Origin of the sequence: cyanobacterium endosymbiont of Epithemia turgida isolate EtSB Lake Yunoko, assembly GCF_000829235.1 — a bacterium.
Lineage (GTDB): Bacteria > Cyanobacteriota > Cyanobacteriia > Cyanobacteriales > Microcystaceae > Rippkaea.
In genome coordinates this window covers 2,690,836-2,708,581 of sequence record NZ_AP012549.1, presented here as the reverse complement: position 1 = coordinate 2,708,581, position 17,746 = coordinate 2,690,836, and the positions used below count along the sequence as shown (strand labels likewise).

Genomic DNA, 17,746 nt, shown 5'->3' with positions numbered 1-17,746 from the left:
TACTTACCTTGCTAACGAAGAGGCATGAGTTCTTTAAAAGTAAAGGGAGCCTGTACAGCTTGAGGTAGTTAACTATTGATGAAGTGAGGGAGTATGACGAGAGGTATTTGAAAAAGTTTAGACTGTTATAGGAGTTCTAGTGACCTAGATACATAGTAGAGGAAGAATAAAATTTTTTTAGTTGTATACCCGAAAAATCGCTTGTAATTGGAGTTAAAGAACAAAAATAGAGTTTAACCAGATCTGAATGTATTAGCATTGATTAACTATAAGTTAATCTAAATTATTGTTGCAATAGTAACTAAAATTATATTTAGTCATTCTTTAATCTACCTGATTTACCACCGTTAGTTTAATCATTATGAGTTGGAGTCTTTGTCAATTTTGGGCTTGAGGTTTAGGTGAACCTCAACTTACTCCTGAACAATCTGCTTCTAATTTTAGTTCATACACCAATAGCGAGGATGAGAAGGTAATTTTTTTAGACGTTCGAGGATAGTAGAGGTCTTGTATTTCTACTCTAAAGAGAGTACTGCCAATTATATTTATAAAAATATTTATTTTGGCAAAATTTATAGAAAATTAGCGTAAAAAATTTATATGTTGAAATTTAGTATAGATGGTGTCAATTTTTATGCTCGATTCCTTAATTAAAAAGTTTGAGGATTTCCTTAATCCGCAAATACAATAGGCGAAGTCGGTAAAAAATGTCAGTCGTTTTTGAGGGTATTTTCTTAAAGTCATTCCTATTTAATTGATCGTCAAGGAATTTTCCAGAAAAAATTTATAGGAGTAATTCAGGTCATTTATAATGCTGAAGTTTTAACCAATCTTGGAGATGTATAAACCCAGAAATGTTAAGTTTATCTGCGGTCGGATTTTGCCGGATAGGTTGGGCAAAAAGTTAACTTGAGATAGAAAACTCGTAACTTTTTATCCGTGCTGTGATTCATCAGCTATGTAATATTTTTACCTTTCAGTTTTTTTATTCCTACAAAAATAAAAAGGGTAAGTAGTTTACTGCGGGACACTCTTTATGTTAGCATCCGGAGTAAATTAACCTGATATTCCTAGATAGCCCATGGGCAAGGTTCTAGTGTTGAATGCATCCTACGAACCGCTCAATATTACTAGTTGGCGAAGAGCAGTTGTCTTGTTAATCAAGGGGAAAGCTGAGCAATTAGAACATAATGAACGGCTAATTTATAGTAACTTTCCTATACCTTCAGTCATACGACTGCGCCAATATATCCGAATTCCCTACAAAGAGATTCCCTTAACTCGACGCAACATTCTTGAACGCGATCGCCATACCTGTCAATATTGCAACTATCGGGGAGAACAATTAACCCTCGATCATATTATTCCCCGTTCACGAGGTGGAAGAGAGACTTGGGAAAATCTAGTTGCTGCTTGTGTTCGTTGTAATGTCAAAAAAGGAAACCGCACCCCAAGAGAAGCAAACATGATCCTGCACTGCACTCCCCGTCGTCCTTATAGCAGTTTACATTTTGAACTCGTTAAGTATACTAGAGAAAATCTCAATCACGAATGGCGCAAGTATGTGATTGGAATTTAATCATCTTAAAATTTCTTCCACCTCGGCAAGCTGAAAGCCCATCTGACATTGATAACGTTTCGGTTGATGACTTTCAAAATTTTTATGAACAGAAGAGCCACAACTGAGTGTTCCCTGTTTCCAGCGAGGTAATCCCTGATGATTCGCTAGTAGGCAGTCTTGACATACTGTTTGAGCTGATAAAACACTTTCCTGAGTTAGGATAACCAACATATAAAAAACCCCATCACTCCTCAATTATATTGAGTATATTGTAGTAGATTAAATTGTGAATCTTAACCTCAATTTCTTAGATCGCCATATAGCTTAACTATTTTTTCACGAATTTCTAGATAACTGTAAATAAGAGTGTTAGCCGTTTGGATAGCTATAAATTCTCTATCTTCATAATTTTTCTAGGTATTTTAAAATTTTGCTGCCTTAGTTTGCCGCCAAATTTAAATTTACTATAATGGATGATTCTGGGATATTATTTTCCAATTTCAAAAGGATTAAGCAAAAGTGACTAATACTAACTTAGATTTTTTAGCCCAAAGTGATTCAATGATGGCTGAAATTATTCACTTAGAACTCCAACGTCAACGGGAACATCTGGAGTTAATTGCGAGTGAAAATTTTACTTCTCCAGCCGTTTTAGCAGTCCAAGGTTCCGTATTGACCAATAAATATGCAGAAGGGCTACCAAAAAAACGATACTATGGTGGCTGCGAATTTGTGGATCGCGCAGAGCAGCTAGCCATTGATCGGGCTAAAAAGTTATTTGGAGCAGCCCATGCTAATGTTCAACCTCATTCGGGAGCACAAGCTAATTTCGCCGTCTTTTTAGCTCTTCTCAAGCCTGGAGATACTATTATGGGGATGGATTTATCTCACGGAGGACATTTAACCCATGGTTCTCCTGTTAACGTTTCTGGGAAATGGTTTGAGACATGCCACTATGGAGTTAACCAGGATACAGAACAGCTTGATTATGACCAAATTAGGGAATTAGCCCTTAAAAACCATCCAAAAATGATTATATGTGGCTATTCTGCCTACCCTCGAATTATTGATTTTGAGAAGTTTCGAGTGATCGCAGATGAAGTGGGAGCCTACTTAATGGCTGATATCGCCCACATTGCCGGATTAGTGGCCAGTGGACATCATCCTAACCCTATTCCTTATTGCGATGTTGTCACGACTACCACTCATAAAACCCTCAGAGGTCCTAGGGGAGGATTGATATTAACCCGTGATGTTGACCTAGGAAAAAGATTTGACAAAGCAGTCTTTCCAGGAATTCAAGGGGGTCCATTGGAACACGTAATTGCTGCTAAGGGTGTCTCTTTTGGGGAAGCCCTTAAACCTGAATTTAAAACCTATTCAGGACAAGTTATTGCTAATGCCAAAACCTTGGGAAATCAATTGATGACACGGGGGTTTAAATTAGTGTCTAACGGCACAGATAACCATTTAATATTAGTGGATTTACGCTCTGTAGGAATGACCGGGAAGGAAGCTGATCGTTTAGTTAGTGAGATTAACATTACTGCTAACAAAAATACTATTCCTTTTGATCCTCAATCGCCCTTTGTCACTAGTGGATTACGATTAGGAGCTCCTGCATTAACAACGCGGGGAATGAAGGAAGAAGAATTTAAAGAGATTGGCAACATTATCGCTGATTATCTTCTTTCTCAAGGAGATGAACAGGTTAAACAAACCTCTTTATATCGGGTTAAATCTCTGTGCGAGCACTTTCCATTATATCCCCATCTAACTATGCCCGTCTCCATTGTAGCTTAACTTCTCTTTCGATTCCTAACGTCATTTACACCCCTAACGAAAATAGAGTAACGTAGGGTAAACTTTTTCAGATGTGACTCCCGGCGCGTTAGCTAAACTCATGCCCATCCCACCAGCAGAATTATTCCATATTGTTGCTTTCCTGATTGCTATGATTGTCGTTTGGTGGATGACTCCCCTCATCAATCACATCGGTTTAAAAACGGGTTATGTGGATAAACCCAATGAGCGAAAGATGCACGAACGTCCCATGGTGCGTTTAGGGGGAGTTTCTATTTTCATTGGAACTATTACTGCGTTGCTGGTAGTTTGGGGGTTAGGGGGGTTTGGCTGGCTACCTCCCAATAAAGAATGGGAAATCTGGGGAGTGATCTTAGGAGGGGTATGCTTTTTCCTGATTGGATTAGCTGACGACTTATTTAATTTAAGTCCTCTAGCCCGTTTGATCATCCAAACAGTTGTCGCCAGTGCTGCTTGGGGAGTAGGAGTTCGTATTGATTTCTTCTCTATTCCCTTTGGCGGTTTAATTCAGATTAGCGATGGGTTAAGTCTTTTGCTAACGGTCATTTGGTTAGTGGGGATGGCCAATGCAATTAATTGGATTGACGGATTAGACGGTTTAGCAGCTGGAGGATGCGGAATTTCTGCAGTGGTGATGTTAGTGTTAACTCTATTTATGGCTCAACCAGCTGCTGCTTTAATTGCAGCAGCCTTAGCTGGAGGGGCGTTAGGATTTCTTCGTTATAATTTTAACCCCGCTCAAATTTTTATGGGGGATGGTGGAGCTTATTTTATGGGATTTACCCTTGCTGGAGTAGGGGTGATTGGGTTGGTAAAAATAGCAGCCGTGACGACGGTGGCAGTAACGGCAGTTTTATTACCTTTCCTGGTATTAGCTGTCCCTATTGTGGATATGTCAGCGGTTATTATTTCACGTTTAAGCCAGGGAAAATCTCCTTTTAGTGCGGATAAACGTCATTTACATCATCGTTTGATTAATGCGGGAATTTCTCATCGTTTGACGGTATTGTTTATCTATACATTGACCTTATGGGTGGGAAGTTTAGCCTTGGGATTTTCTAATATTCCTAGTGGTTGGGGTTTTGCAACGGGGTCAACCTTTTTGTTGGTATATGTGGGCTGGCAGGCTTGGCGTAAGAGTCGTAAAGTACGAGAATAAATAAGATAGTGAGCGAGTTAAGGAGTATGAAAACCTGGTCTTCGAAAAGGTGAAAACAATGACTTTAAGATTCTATAAACTAAGAAAGCTGTCTGATTAAAATTGCGATGTAACTAGTCATTCAAAACTGGGAGACTATCTAATTAATAGATTAGTTCAGATTCTCTTCTAGTATCAATAAAAAAATCTTTTTATATAAAAGTGAAAATTATACTCATATAATTTCTGTTAAAAAATTACTCATTCTCATGTTACGAATAATTAACTTATTGCTGATAAATATATTAAAATCTCGATGCAATGGTTCTCCTGGTATATCTTTTTTAATCAGGATATTTTTTGATAAAAAATATTATATTTAAATTTTTTATCTACTTTGTAGATAAAAAATACTAACTTAGGATAATCTCTACATTCTTACTAAAAATAAGTATGAATAATGTATTTTTTAATAGACTAATAGAAGAATAAATTACAATTAAAATAAGATTAATAATCTTAACTACTTTCCCACGGAATTCGTAATATATTTGCCCACTAAATTTAACACTATTTTTATAAACTACATCTACTATCGTTGACCATGATTTTAAATAGCTAATATTTCTAATAAAAGAAATACTAAGTTATGGCTAAAATATCACACAACTTTAATGACCAATAAAAGTCGAATTTTGTAAATTTATCGTTAAAATTTAAATAAAAGATTAATAATTTAGGTGATAAGGTTTAATTGTTCCCCAGAATAAGGCTAAAGCTAACAAGAGTAACTTTTCTGGACTAGCTGTAACAACGCAATAATACATAAAGGTTAAAAGTATTGCTTTGTAAGACTCCCTATATTCTCACAAACTTAATTTTTATTCTAAATGTATTTTTAAAAGTCAAAAAATACATTTAGAATAAAAATTCTAATAGTTATTAGCTACTAATTTGTTAATACTTAATCCGAGGTAGTTTTGTATTCTTCTTATTGTTTGATTATTAATCATAATACTATAAATTGCTATAAAAAAATACAATTAATAATATTTAACTCAGTAGATATTAACCGTTTTTAATTACTGTATTTTTTCTTTACATCTTCTACCCAAAGATATATCATTAAAATTTTCAAGTACTTCTTTTTGTTACAAGCTAGACTAAAATCTAGACATAATTTTCTAGATAAACTTAGTAGTCTTAAGTAACTTTCCTAAAATTATCATAAATCCGAGTTTGAGTCTTGATCGCATGACGAACATAGGTAGGTGTTTGAAAAATTCCTAATAAAGTTTTTCCATCGATAAAACGTAAACCCCCTGTTGTTTTTTCAGCTAATAGTCGGTCCACTATTGTAGGATCAGGCTTTGTATTGACAGGATGTTCTGAACAAAGAGCAAATCCCCAAAAAGAACCATTAGTAGGGATACAATTAGAAATAGAATTGACCCAGGGGAATACTGTTCGCAAGGTATTAATTAAAAAAACATGTATATCTAATTCTGCTGGAGCAATAGACCCAGCTTGGACTATCATAAATCCCCCAGGACTTAAAACCTGCTTTAATTTCTTAAAATAGTCTTGGGTAAATAAGGGACAAGATACTTTTTTATTGATAGGTTCTATTAGGTCAAAAATAATAATATCCCATTGTTTAGAAGTAATTTCCAATATTAGTAGGGGATCAGCGATAGTTAACTCGACACGAGGATCGTCAAAAGCATTTTGGTGCATTTCTACAAGGTTTTGACGACAGGCTTCCACTACTTCTCCGTCAGGATTAATCATCCATACTTTTTTGACATTTTTCCATCGCAAAACTTCCCGCAATGTTGCCCCTTCACTTCCCCCTAAAATAAGTACGTTCCTCGGGTGCTTATAAGATATCATAGCTGGGTGAACTAAGGCTTCGTGGTATATAAATTCATCTATGCTACAAGACTGCCATCTACCATCTAGAATAAGGGCTTTACCATAAGCCCCTGTTTCTACAATATACATCTCGTGGTAAGGAGTAATTGTATGAGCTAAAATCTGATTAATTCCATGAATATAAAGATCCCAAGGGGTAACATATTCGTTCATCCATAGAACCGGTTGATGCTCTTGAGCATTCATCATATTTATTAACTAGTTAAAGCGAAGTGTAATAATACTATAAATTGTTTACACCTGAGACAGACGTTGTACTAATTTTCCCCCTAACAATTGATGAGTTTCTACTAGCAATTCAGGAATTTCGTTTTGATGAGGACTATTGACTAAACAAGGTTTTAAATCAAATTCTTTGACTCTTTCAGCATTCTTACCTGGAAACCAGTGTCCTCCATTTCCCAACAAATTATATCGCATAACTCCATAGTCAATCATATCATAGGCAAGGGCTAAATTTCTCAGCCATAAAATTACTGGGATATTAATATTTCCTGGTGTATGGTCTTGACTTGGCAAGCCAATATGCCAGGTTCTATACCAACTTTCTCCCAAAACTTTAATACATTCTTGCTCTAACTTTTGAATAACTGGGGTTAATATTTCGTTAGGATTACCTAAATAAGATAATGTCTTTAAATGTTCATCAAAATCCTTTGGACAAGAGGCTCCTAAACTTAATGTATGGATTTGAGGACAGGATAGACAGAATAAATCATTAAAGACAATAGGACTTAAAGGTTGACAGAGTTCCACTAACTTTTGTGGAGGATCATAGAGTTTACCACCTTTATCAGAAGGACTAATAATAAACACCCCCATATCACGTTCTCTCGCAGCTTTTATGGCTGGCCAATTATTTTGATTAATATAATACCAATGTAAATTAACATAGTCAAAATTATCAGTATTAATCGTTTTCATAATAACATCTGTAGAGCCATGAGTTGAAAAACCAATAAATCTTATTTTTCCCTGTTTTTGTAATTTTCTGGCCTCCTCTAGATAGCCTCCTGAGCGTATACAAGATTCGAGTATTTCTAAAGTATTAATTCCATGAATTCCTAATAAATCAACATAGTCTAAGTTTAGTAGTGAGAGTCCTTGCTTGAACTTATTACTAAATTCTTTCACTCCTCCTTCTGGAATAACTTTTGTTTGAATAATTAATTTATCTCTAGGTAATTTAGGTAAAATTTTTCCTAATTGTACTTCAGATGTACCGTAAGATCGCGCTGTTTCTATGTGATTTATTCCTACTTCCAAAGAACGATAAATAGTTTTTTCTAAGTTTTGTTGATTATCATCAGGAATATCTTTCAAAGGAAAATCTTGCCATTTATATTGATAGCGCATTCCACCACAAGAAAAGATAGGTATTTCCAACTCAGTCCGTCCAAATCGTCTGTACTTCATGATTTTTGGGGTAATGCATCTATGATTTATTGTAAACAATATTAGCTCTTCTAGACTCAGTATACTAGGTTGGTAGCGAACAGCTTTCAAAGCCATCATATCAACTAGATTTACATAATCCTTACAAAGGGATACTATACTTTTAACTTCTTTTTGTTGTGCTGTTGTCACATTTAGGCTAAAAAAGCCGTAAAACCGCATTATTTAACACAATTAAATTAATCTGTCAGTTAAGGATTAACGAATTGTATTGTACGATTTCCCTGCCCATCCTAATAATAAATCTGAGTTTTTTCTTGAGATCATAAATGCTAAAGTTATTGAACTTCAAGTAATAAAAATAAAAAAGTAGATACAGAGTTTTTTTTCAAAAGAAGTTAATTTTAAAATATTACCCTATAGGTTCAATAAATTGACCGGAGAAAGACTGGTTTAATTACTGTTGTGTCTTATATAGAAAACTTCTTTCAAAAGCTGTCTCTTACTTTGTATGACGGACCATCTTCTGTTTTTTTACTCACTAAGGTTATGTTTTAAAACCCCTAAATTTTTCACATTTTTGGCTCAAATATCAATATCTATCTTCCAAAAATTGATAATATCTGTAAATTTTTTACTATAAATATATTTATATTGTCTATAGTTAATAGATTTTTGTAATCCCCTAAAAATAACTGTTTAATTGATTATCCGCCTCTTAATACTAATTGAAGTTAATTTAAGCAACAAAACTAAAATTCACTTCGATTTTAACAAATAAAAAAGGCTAAAGCTAATAGCCAGAGAACTAGAGGTTTAGACATTATTCTGATACCATTTAAAGATATAAAAGAGTGTTGACCTAATTATTGTCTACTCACTATGATGGATGCTTAAATTCAGTGACTATTAATTCTTTACTACAATCTTTTAGATTTATGGAAGTGACTCTAGGGTTAGAACGAATTCAAGCCCTATTAGAATCCTTAGATAATCCTCACCATTGTCTTCCTATTATCCATGTTGGGGGAACTAATGGAAAAGGGTCTGTTTGTGCTTATCTTTCTTCTACATTAACTGAAGCTGGTTATCGGGTTGGACGTTATACTTCGCCTCATTTAGTTGACCCTACAGAAAGAATTTGTATCAATAATCAACCTATTTCTGAAACAGACTTTGAAAGAATTATTATTAAGATTAAAAGCCTTAGTCATTCCTATGAAAATAGGCCTAGTTTATTTGAAGCACTGACCGCAACAGCATTGGTTTATTTTGCTCAAAAAAGAGTAGAAATTGCTGTTATTGAAGTAGGATTAGGAGGGCGGTTAGATGCAACTAATGTTTGGAACAATCCCTTAGTTACAGTTATTACATCTATTAGTCGAGAACATTGGCAAATACTAGGTCCAACACTGGCTGATATTGCTTATGAGAAAGGAGGTATTTTAAAACCTAAATGTCCTGCCGTTATTGGACAACTTCCGTTAGAAGCAGAAATGGTCATTAGAGCTCGTATCAAAGCGTTAAATTGTCCTTCACTCTGGGTAAAACCTGCCATAGCCATCAAAAAAAATTGGGGTCAATATCAAGATACTAGCTATTACTTACCTCTATTAGGAAAAGTTCAATTAATGAATTCTGCTTTAGCAATCGCAGCCTTAAAAATTTTACAAAAAAAAGGATGGAAAATACCATTAGCTACTATTCAAAAAGGAATAAAAAATACTCAGTGGCTGGGAAGGTTACATTGGACAAAATGGCGTGATGTTTCTATTTTAATTGATGGAGCACATAATGGAGCAGCAGCCACTGCTCTACGAGATTATGTAAATACATTAAATAAACCGATTACTTGGGTAATGGGAATTTTATCTACAAAAGATCATGATAGAATTTTCGAAGCTTTATTGCGACCACAGGATAATTTATATTTAGTTCCTGTCCCTGATCATCAAACGGCAAATCCAGAAGACTTAGCCTTGTTGGCAAATAAAATTTGTTCTCAGTTAAGCGATATTCAAATATTTTCTGATGTTTTTAAGGCGTTAGACAGAGCTGTTGATGATTTTGAGCATACGATTATTCTTTGTGGTTCTCTTTATTTAATTGGTTATTTTTTAAAGATAACTTCAGCTATGAGTCATGTTGACAAGATAGAATAATAAGTAGGGGAAAATGGTCAGATGAATAACTTTATGGGATTGCAAAACTTAGCTACCTTTATGTATAAACGAGGTCTAACCTTTATTCTCACTTTTTTATGTTTTTTACCTCTAACGAGTTGTATCACAACAGACAATACTAATCAAGCAGTTTTTGCTTGGATTAGTGATCCTAAAACTTTTAATGCTGTGCTTAATAGTTCTTCTCCAAGCATATTTCAATATACTTATGAAGGACTAATTTCAGAAAATCCTATAACTGGGATTAAAGAACCTGCTTTAGCAGAGGTTTGGAATATTTCCGATGATAAATTACGAATTATTTTTACCTTAAGAGAAGGTTTGAAATGGTCAGATGGTGAACCACTAACAGCTGATGATGTAGTTTTTACTTATAATGACTTATATCTTAATAAAGAAATACCTAATAATTATCGAGATAGTTTTCGGATAGGATTGGAAGGAACATTTCCTAAGATTAGAAAACTTGATAACCGGCGTATTGAATTTAAAATAAATGAACCATTTGCACCTTTTTTAGATAATGCAAGTATTCCAATTTTGCCAGCTCATATTCTACAAAAAACATTAACTCAGAGAGGAAGTGATGGTAATCTAGCTTTCCTCTCAACTTGGGGAACTGATACACTTCCTGAAAAAATTATTGTGAATGGACCTTATAAACTAAAAAACTATATAACAAGTCAACGAGTTATCTTTGAAAGAAATCCTTTTTATTGGAAAAAAGATAAACAAGGAAATCAACTTCCTAAGATTGATAAAGTCGTTTTTGCAATTGTAGAATCCACCGACACATCTTTATTGCAATTTCGCTCAGGAAGTTTAGATTCTATTGGGATCGCTCCCGAATATTTCCCCTTATTAAAACGGGAAGAAAATCGAGGTAACTTTACCATTTATAATGGAGGTTCTGCTTACGGAACTACATTTATTTCATTTAATCTAAATAAAGGAAAAAGAGAAGGTAAACCTTTAATCAACCCCATCAAATCAGAGTGGTTTAACAATTTAAATTTCAGAAGAGCAATTGCTTATGCTATTGATCGTCCCCGTATAATTAATAATATTTATCGTGGGTTAGGTGCATCTCAAAATACTCAAATTTCTGTCCAATCTCCTTATTATGACAAATCTATTAAAGGCTATGATTTTAATCTTGATAAAGCCAAAGAATTGCTTCAACAAGAAGGCTTTTGTTTGAATGAAAAAGAGGAACTTTTTGATAAAAAAGGAAATCGAGTTCAGTTTAGTTTAATTACCAATGCAGGAAATAAAATTCGAGAAGCAATAGGAGCGCAAGTTAAAGAGGATTTAAAAAAACTGGGGATGAAAGTTAATTTTAGTCCTTTAGCGTTTAATGTATTGATTGATAAGTTAAGTAATTCCTTGGATTGGGAGGCTCATATCATTGGATTTACTGGTGGGAATGAACCTCACGCCCCTAATATTTGGTATACTGATGGCAACTTACATATGTTTAATCAAAAACCTCAGGTAGGACAAAAACTTATTACTGGACGGGTTGTTGCAGACTGGGAAAAAGAAATTGAACAATTATATTTGGCAGGGGCACAAACATTAGAGCGAGAAACCCGTAAAGAAATCTATAGCAAAGCACAGAAATTAGTCTCGCAATATGTTCCATTTATCTATTTAGTTAACCCTTATTCATTAGAAGCTGTTAGAAATCGCTTTGAAGGAATTGAATATTCCCCATTAGGAGGAGCATTTTGGAATATTGAAAATATCTCAGTTAAAGAAATTAGCGAATGAGAAAGTTATAATCTAAAGTTATAACACTCTATATTAAAAAATATAGTATTGATGTATTTTGGGTGAAAGTCATTCAAGGATAAGGGTTCTTTATAACTATTATTTTAGCCAATTTATCCAAACTCAATCGGACTTAAGTTGATTAAGCTATATAGAACTTTGAGCAACAAAATAAAATAGATAGTTATATACCAAAAGTTAAGTTTTAATGTCCATAAAATAAGACCTACTTGTCACAATCGAAAATAATCCCGACCTCTGCGATCTGGGATACAAATATGCTGAAGTCGACCGTTTAGTCCACTGCCTTTAGATAATTGATTGTGTTCAGCATCTTATGCCGATAGCTAGGTGACATTTGTCGGATATAGGCATAATACAATTGACTGACGCACTAAAGCAATTCCTTCATAATGACTTTGATGCTGTCGCGGAGTCGACTGTCATTATCTCGTGATTTAATAAGATAATTTCCTAAAATAGATAGATAAAATTTAGTTAATTGATAAGGATAATAATCTAAATATAGATTGATCTTAATTTTAGTTTTTAGGGTATTTTAAAAATTATTTAAAAATTAATCTAGTCTATTAATTAATAATTTTCTCTACCTTTTCTTTATTTTAAATTATTATGCTTTAGATTTTAAATATTTTCTTTTCCCAGTTAATTATTTATTTAAAAATTTTCTGGCTATAATTATAGATAGTTTGTTGCTATAGCGAGCGCACTATTTCAAAAATTTACCCTCGAAGATATTTTATAGAGTAGATGCCATATCCTTGATTTTGCCGATTAGATAACTGATATTTTCTATGCATTATCTATATAATATTTACCTCTTATTAAGAAGATTTATTGACAACTAAACCTAGGATTAATTAATCTAAAAATTAGAGACTAACTATAAAAATAGTTACGATTATTACTGTTTTGTAGAGAGAGTAAGTATTTTACCGTATATGACTACTAAAGATAATTAGTGTGTTTATTTACCCTACAGTATTATAGTTTTAAAAAATTTTTAATAGTTCAATTTTTATTGGTTATATTTCTTCAAATATCTTTCAATCAACACAATAGCCACAATATCATCAATAGGACGGGAAGGAAACCTCATGCCGAGAGGAATTACCCGAGTGAGCCCTTGAAGTGGATACATTTCCCAATAGCGATCACGAGCTTCTAAACTACTATTACGTTCATCGACCATTTGAATAAAAACAGCAAAAGAAAGTTCACTTTCTAATTTTTTTTTCCACTGTTTAGATGTTGTTTGATTACCCATCACCAATAAGGTAATTGGGAACTGTTTGCAAAGAGATTGTAAAGTAGTGATCACATCTTCGGAATTAACTACTTGATGATAAGGGAATTGTCCTTGATCATCCCTTACTGCAATACCACATTTATCTCGTCCAGGGTCAAATCCAATAATCATCTTAGGTTTCTTCAAATATTAACTATCAAATAGTAACCATTAACCATTAACTATTCAAGTACCTAAAAGAATCTCACCGTCTTTAGTTCCAATTAAGCGAATTTTAAGAGGTCCAATAGTATAGGTTTCTTCAGCCGCAATCGCTTTAATTTCATCTAGTCCTTCCTCCCTAGTACTGATTTCTTCAATGAAATTAACAATAGTTTTTAACCGTCCATCTTCAACCTGAATATTACCTACTACGCCAGCACGACGAGCACGAAATTGGGTTGCTGCTAATAGGATATCAATACGTTGTTGAATATTTTCTTCAGTAATATCCGAGGTATCAATAGAAACCCTAGCAATCGTTTCTTCTTGACTAAAAATCTTTTGATTAACTACAATATCAGCAAAAACTCTCACCTCTTTTTCTCCTTCGACATAATTGCCAGCCGAAATAATTCTTACCACAAAATTTTGATCTTCTTTGAGTTGTTGAGTTAATTGTTGTACTTGAGCTTTAGTGATTTTTACCACCCGTTCTGATGGTTTGACATCATTACTGCCAACTGCCTCAATAGCTGATTCATTAGCACGTCTGAGAAGTTCATCCACCACTTGAAGAACTGCATTGGGAGAGACAATTCGAACGGCTCCTAGAGCTAACACTTGGCCTCGAACAATAGCAATTTGGCGTTCCCGTAATTCTTGATATATTTGATAGTATTGCTCTAAAACTTGAACTGCTGTTTTAAGATGAGATTCTAACTTATTTAGTTGGGATTCTCTATTTTTTAAGGCAAAATCTTTTTGATTAATCGCTTTGTCAAGTTCGGCAATTCTACTATCTCGTTGTTCTATTTCAGTTTGTAATTGATTTTGCTGGTTTTCAAGAGATTGTAAACGAGTTTCAAGTTCTTGCAAATGAGTTTGTCTTTGTTGAAGAATCCTATTTTGAACTGCAATTTTTTCTTGACCTTTTTTGAGTTCTTCATCTCTAGCGCGAACTTGTTCATGAAGTTGGGTAATTTGTTTATCAAGCCTAGTTTTACTCTCTAAAAGTTCTTTGCGCTCCTTAAGAAGGGTTTGAATATCTTTTTTTAATTTTGTCGCTTGATCGGAAACCGATTTCAGTTGAGCTTTAGCATCTTCGAAATTCTCGTTGATGGACTTAAGACGTCGTTGGGCAAGATTTTGTAATTCTTGAGCAGTTTGCAATTCTTGAGCTACGTCTTGTTTCTCTCGAGAAACTTTTTGCAAATCGGACTGAGCAGTTCGTAACTGTTCGAGGATTTCATCGAGACGAAATAGCCCTTCACGCAATGACTTACTAAAAGTAAATAAAATACCTAGAGTAGAGCCGGCAATAAGGGTTCCGGTTAATACTGTTACGACAATAGCCGTATCCTTCGGACGGAGATTCCATAAACGGAGTCGAGCTTTACCTACTTTAGTGCCTAAGCGATCGCCCAAGGCAGCGATTAAGCCTCCGAGGATGAGAATCGCTGCAATTAAGATATAAGCACTGGTCATTGGTGATCAAGGATGATTGAATGGGTTAGGTAAATTGTTGACTGAGGGCGACAGGGTTATGAACAGTAATTTTTTTCTTATAGATAGAAATCATCTCTTCTTGACGTAAATCTCCCAAAAGACGAGTAACAGTAACACGGGTTGAACCAATAGCTTCAGCGATCGCCTGATGGGATAACTTTAAATCAATACGAATTCCCTCAGAAGTAGGAATTCCAAAATCCCTACATAAAATCAACAAAAAACTGACAAGACGTGAACCCATATCACGGTGTGCCAAGGTTTCGATCATCATTTCTGTTTGTAAAATCCGTGAAGATAACCCTTGAAGCATCAAAATAGATAGCTCAGGCTCTCTTTTGAGAGCTTGCTCCACTTGCTCGATTGGAGCAGATAATAATTCTACACGAGTAAAGGCAACTGCATGATAAAAGCGATCTGAGCGTTGCCCTGTAATTAGGGACAAAACCCCAAATACACTATTCTCGCGTAACAAAGCTACAGTAATTTCTTCCCCAGCTTCATAAACACGGGAAAGTTTGACTGCTCCTTTCAATAAAAAGTAGACTCTTTCGGCTGGATCACCTGGAAAAAAAATTGTTTTACCCCGTTCAAAAGCTTCAACGAAAGGGGGATATGCACTGCCACCAATACGGCGAAAAACGGTTGCTAGAGGTTTATCTTGAGACAAGGATGCTTCCATCACACTTTGATATTAAGGGCGGTAAGTATAGACTCTATTAAACAGATAGGTGATTGTTAACTTCAGTATAGACACAATACTTTAATCTATCTTCAGAGGTTTTTGCTACGTTTTGCTTCACAATGTTTGTATTGGGATGAGAAGTTCCCAGTTCTGTGAAGATTATACTTACCCATCTTAAACAGTGGGAGACTTCATTCGCTAAAAATTGCACAATTGTTGATAATAATTATGTTAGATCTCACCGGAAAAAACGCACTAGTAACAGGAATTGCTAATAGTCGCTCTATTGCTTGGGGTATTGCCCAACAAATCCATAAAGCCGGGGCAAATCTTGGTGTTACCTTTTTACCCGACGAAAAGGGTCGTTTTGAAAAAAAAGTTCGAGATGTCGTAAAACCCATAAATCCGGCGATTTTTGCCGCCTGTGATGTTCAAAATGAATCTCAAGTCAAGGCAACTTTTCAAGCCGTGGCGGATACTTGGGATAAACTCGATATTCTTATCCATTGTTTGGCCTTTGCAGATAAAGAAGGATTAACAGGAGATTTTAGTGGGGTGTCCCGTGAAGCCTTTTCCAAATCTTTAGAAATTAGTACTTTTTCTTTAGCCAACATGGCTAAATATGCTAAGCCCTTAATGATCGATGGAGGAAGCATTGTTACCCTCACCTATGTAGGTGGGGTCAAGGTGATTCCTAATTACAATTTAATGGGAGTGGCTAAAGCAGGTTTAGAAATGAGTGTGCGCTATTTGGCATCTGAATTGGGCTCTAATAACATTCGCATTAACGCCATTTCTGCAGGTCCTATTCGTACCTTAGCTTCATCGGCAGTAGGAGGTATTCTCGATATGATTCACCACGTGGAAAAAGTTGCTCCCCTTAAGCGAACCGTCACCCAGCTAGAAGTAGGTAATGCAGCAGCTTTCTTATGTAGTGATCTCGCCAGTGGCATTACAGGACAAGTACTCTATGTAGATGCTGGTTATGAAATAATGGGGATGTAACTTATCCCCATTATTAATTTGGATAGAATAATGGAGAGAAACAATTAGCAAATATATGGGTAAAATTTAAATTGAATCTCCCAATACCAGGGACAGAACTTAATTAAAAGTTTGTCTTAACTGTACATACAAATTAATTGTATGAATAATTGAATAAGTTTCAGTGGAGCGACTTAAAAGCTAAGAAACTGTTACCAAACGAAACTTGGGGGAGAGTAAATTGGGAAAACTACAATTTTTTAAGTGGTTTCTCCTTTTCTGGTTTACCTCAGTACACCACAATATTTTTGTTGTGTATTGGCGTAGCGTAATATGAAAACATTTCTCTAATAATTTATTTTATAAACAGTTTCCAAGAATAATGGAATCAAGCTTTCAGTTCCTTTTCCCTGTGTCACAGAGATCTTCAATTAATGAATATGTAGATTACTGTCAAATTAATTAAATAACCATTCGTGTAAATTTAACTACAATTAATTAAATGTACAGATACGAAATAATTTATTTTTTTTTAGTCTAATTTAGAGTTATCTACGTCGATCTAATTTTAGGATTACTTGTAGAGGATTATTGACCGTCGTATTGTGTGTAACACCAATATTATAAACAACGATAATTCTCTCCTACCTTGTTGGTATGTCAAAGTTGGGAATTTATAACATCGATTTTTCACTATCTGAGGTTGGACTGTATCGTCTTCTAAATTAATGATAAACTGCTCTACTTAACTTAGATCTAGCGGTAAATTACAATAACAGATTGAATAAAGTATAGATATATCTTTTAAGTTTAAAAGTCATGAGAAGTATTCAAAACAAATCTATATAACACTACGGAAATGATAGAGTAGTAACTATCTCTGGGGACTAAATTCATAAACTATAATTTTACTCGATAGTCCTAGTTCAATAAAAAATTTTACTAAACAATATTGATTATTATCTAATTTACAATAAATATAAACCTAAGGATTGGCAGTAATTGATTCCTCATCTTATCAAATTATATTTATACAATTGAAACAGAAGGTTTCTAATATTTTAGTGGATAAAGTATGGAAATAAACTACGTAGATAGTAGCAATATTTTCTATTTTTATATTAAAAATATTATTCAAGCATTCCCTTGTTTTTAACATTTTAAATACTTGTCAATTATTCTTGTGTAATCTTTCTTTTGTGAAAATAGCTTTCACTATAAACAAAGCAGTTATAAAAATAAGTCCGTGTATTAAGCAAAATGGACAACACAAATAACTCCATCTTTGTCA

Annotated in this window: 12 protein-coding genes; 6 read left to right on the top strand and 6 right to left on the bottom strand. The window is 34.3% G+C overall.

The window, feature by feature from the left end:
* Positions 1-1,081 precede the first annotated feature (1,081 nt).
* Positions 1,082-1,579, top strand: coding sequence for an HNH endonuclease (locus ETSB_RS08455; protein ID WP_044107431.1), 498 nt, complete (start codon positions 1,082-1,084; stop codon positions 1,577-1,579).
* On the opposite strand, the gene ETSB_RS08450 is transcribed toward ETSB_RS08455, so the two are convergent.
* A complete protein-coding gene (locus ETSB_RS08450) occupies positions 1,580-1,792 on the bottom strand; it encodes a hypothetical protein (protein ID WP_044107429.1) in 213 nt (70 codons plus the stop codon). It lies immediately after the preceding gene.
* Between the two features lie 288 nt (positions 1,793-2,080).
* Here ETSB_RS08450 and glyA point away from each other — a divergent pair, with 288 nt between their 5' ends.
* Together glyA and ETSB_RS08440 are read left to right on the top strand one after the other, a co-directional pair.
* Positions 2,081-3,364, top strand: coding sequence for a serine hydroxymethyltransferase (gene glyA / locus ETSB_RS08445; protein ID WP_044107425.1), 1,284 nt, complete (start codon positions 2,081-2,083; stop codon positions 3,362-3,364).
* Positions 3,365-3,464: 100 nt separating this feature from the next.
* A complete protein-coding gene (locus ETSB_RS08440) occupies positions 3,465-4,544 on the top strand; it encodes a glycosyltransferase family 4 protein (protein ID WP_044107703.1) in 1,080 nt (359 codons plus the stop codon).
* 1,182 nt (positions 4,545-5,726) lie between these two features.
* Here the strand turns inward: ETSB_RS08440 and ETSB_RS08435 are convergent.
* Positions 5,727-6,644 carry a spermine/spermidine synthase domain-containing protein gene (locus tag ETSB_RS08435; protein WP_044107424.1) on the bottom strand — a complete coding sequence of 306 codons (918 nt, stop codon included), beginning with the start codon at positions 6,642-6,644 and terminating at the stop codon, positions 5,727-5,729.
* 48 nt (positions 6,645-6,692) lie between these two features.
* A complete protein-coding gene (locus ETSB_RS08430) occupies positions 6,693-7,874 on the bottom strand; it encodes an aldo/keto reductase (RefSeq protein WP_044107702.1) in 1,182 nt (393 codons plus the stop codon).
* An 881-nt stretch (positions 7,875-8,755) separates the two neighbouring features.
* Between ETSB_RS08430 and ETSB_RS08425 the strand changes: the two genes are divergently transcribed.
* Positions 8,756-10,015, top strand: coding sequence for a bifunctional folylpolyglutamate synthase/dihydrofolate synthase (locus ETSB_RS08425; protein ID WP_044107701.1), 1,260 nt, complete (start codon positions 8,756-8,758; stop codon positions 10,013-10,015).
* A gap of 21 nt (positions 10,016-10,036) precedes the next feature.
* Positions 10,037-11,809 carry an ABC transporter substrate-binding protein gene (locus tag ETSB_RS08420; protein ID WP_408643838.1) on the top strand — a complete coding sequence of 591 codons (1,773 nt, stop codon included), beginning with the start codon at positions 10,037-10,039 and terminating at the stop codon, positions 11,807-11,809.
* 1,039 nt (positions 11,810-12,848) lie between these two features.
* Here ETSB_RS08420 and ETSB_RS08415 read toward each other — a convergent pair.
* The 3 genes from ETSB_RS08415 to ntcA are packed head-to-tail and all read right to left on the bottom strand — an operon-like array spanning position 12,849 to position 15,468.
* Positions 12,849-13,250, bottom strand: a complete 402-nt coding sequence (locus tag ETSB_RS08415) for a pre-16S rRNA-processing nuclease YqgF (RefSeq protein WP_044107421.1) — start codon at positions 13,248-13,250, stop codon at positions 12,849-12,851.
* A gap of 54 nt (positions 13,251-13,304) precedes the next feature.
* Positions 13,305-14,765 carry a DUF3084 domain-containing protein gene (locus tag ETSB_RS08410; protein ID WP_044107418.1) on the bottom strand — a complete coding sequence of 487 codons (1,461 nt, stop codon included), beginning with the start codon at positions 14,763-14,765 and terminating at the stop codon, positions 13,305-13,307.
* Positions 14,766-14,790: 25 nt separating this feature from the next.
* On the bottom strand, positions 14,791-15,468 hold the full coding sequence (gene ntcA, locus ETSB_RS08405; RefSeq protein ID WP_044107417.1) for a global nitrogen regulator NtcA: 678 nt from the start codon (positions 15,466-15,468) through the stop codon (positions 14,791-14,793).
* Between the two features lie 231 nt (positions 15,469-15,699).
* On the opposite strand from ntcA, the gene fabI reads away from it, so the two are divergent.
* A complete protein-coding gene (gene fabI, locus ETSB_RS08400) occupies positions 15,700-16,476 on the top strand; it encodes an enoyl-ACP reductase FabI (protein WP_044107415.1) in 777 nt (258 codons plus the stop codon).
* Positions 16,477-17,746 lie beyond the last annotated feature (1,270 nt).

Excerpts from the sequence above, each read along its gene's own strand:
- ETSB_RS08455 (WP_044107431.1), top strand. The coding sequence starts at position 1,082 with ATGGGCAAGGTTCTAGTGTTGAATGCATCCTACGAACCGCTCAATATT.
- ETSB_RS08450 (WP_044107429.1), bottom strand. The coding sequence starts at position 1,792 with ATGTTGGTTATCCTAACTCAGGAAAGTGTTTTATCAGCTCAAACAGTA.
- ETSB_RS08440 (WP_044107703.1), top strand. The coding sequence starts at position 3,465 with ATGCCCATCCCACCAGCAGAATTATTCCATATTGTTGCTTTCCTGATT.
- ETSB_RS08435 (WP_044107424.1), bottom strand. The coding sequence starts at position 6,644 with ATGAATGCTCAAGAGCATCAACCGGTTCTATGGATGAACGAATATGTT.
- ETSB_RS08430 (WP_044107702.1), bottom strand. The coding sequence starts at position 7,874 with ATGAAGTACAGACGATTTGGACGGACTGAGTTGGAAATACCTATCTTT.
- ETSB_RS08420 (WP_408643838.1), top strand. The coding sequence starts at position 10,037 with ATGAATAACTTTATGGGATTGCAAAACTTAGCTACCTTTATGTATAAA.
- ETSB_RS08415 (WP_044107421.1), bottom strand. The coding sequence starts at position 13,250 with ATGATTATTGGATTTGACCCTGGACGAGATAAATGTGGTATTGCAGTA.
- ETSB_RS08410 (WP_044107418.1), bottom strand. The coding sequence starts at position 14,765 with ATGACCAGTGCTTATATCTTAATTGCAGCGATTCTCATCCTCGGAGGC.
- ntcA (WP_044107417.1), bottom strand. The coding sequence starts at position 15,468 with ATGGAAGCATCCTTGTCTCAAGATAAACCTCTAGCAACCGTTTTTCGC.
- fabI (WP_044107415.1), top strand. The coding sequence starts at position 15,700 with ATGTTAGATCTCACCGGAAAAAACGCACTAGTAACAGGAATTGCTAAT.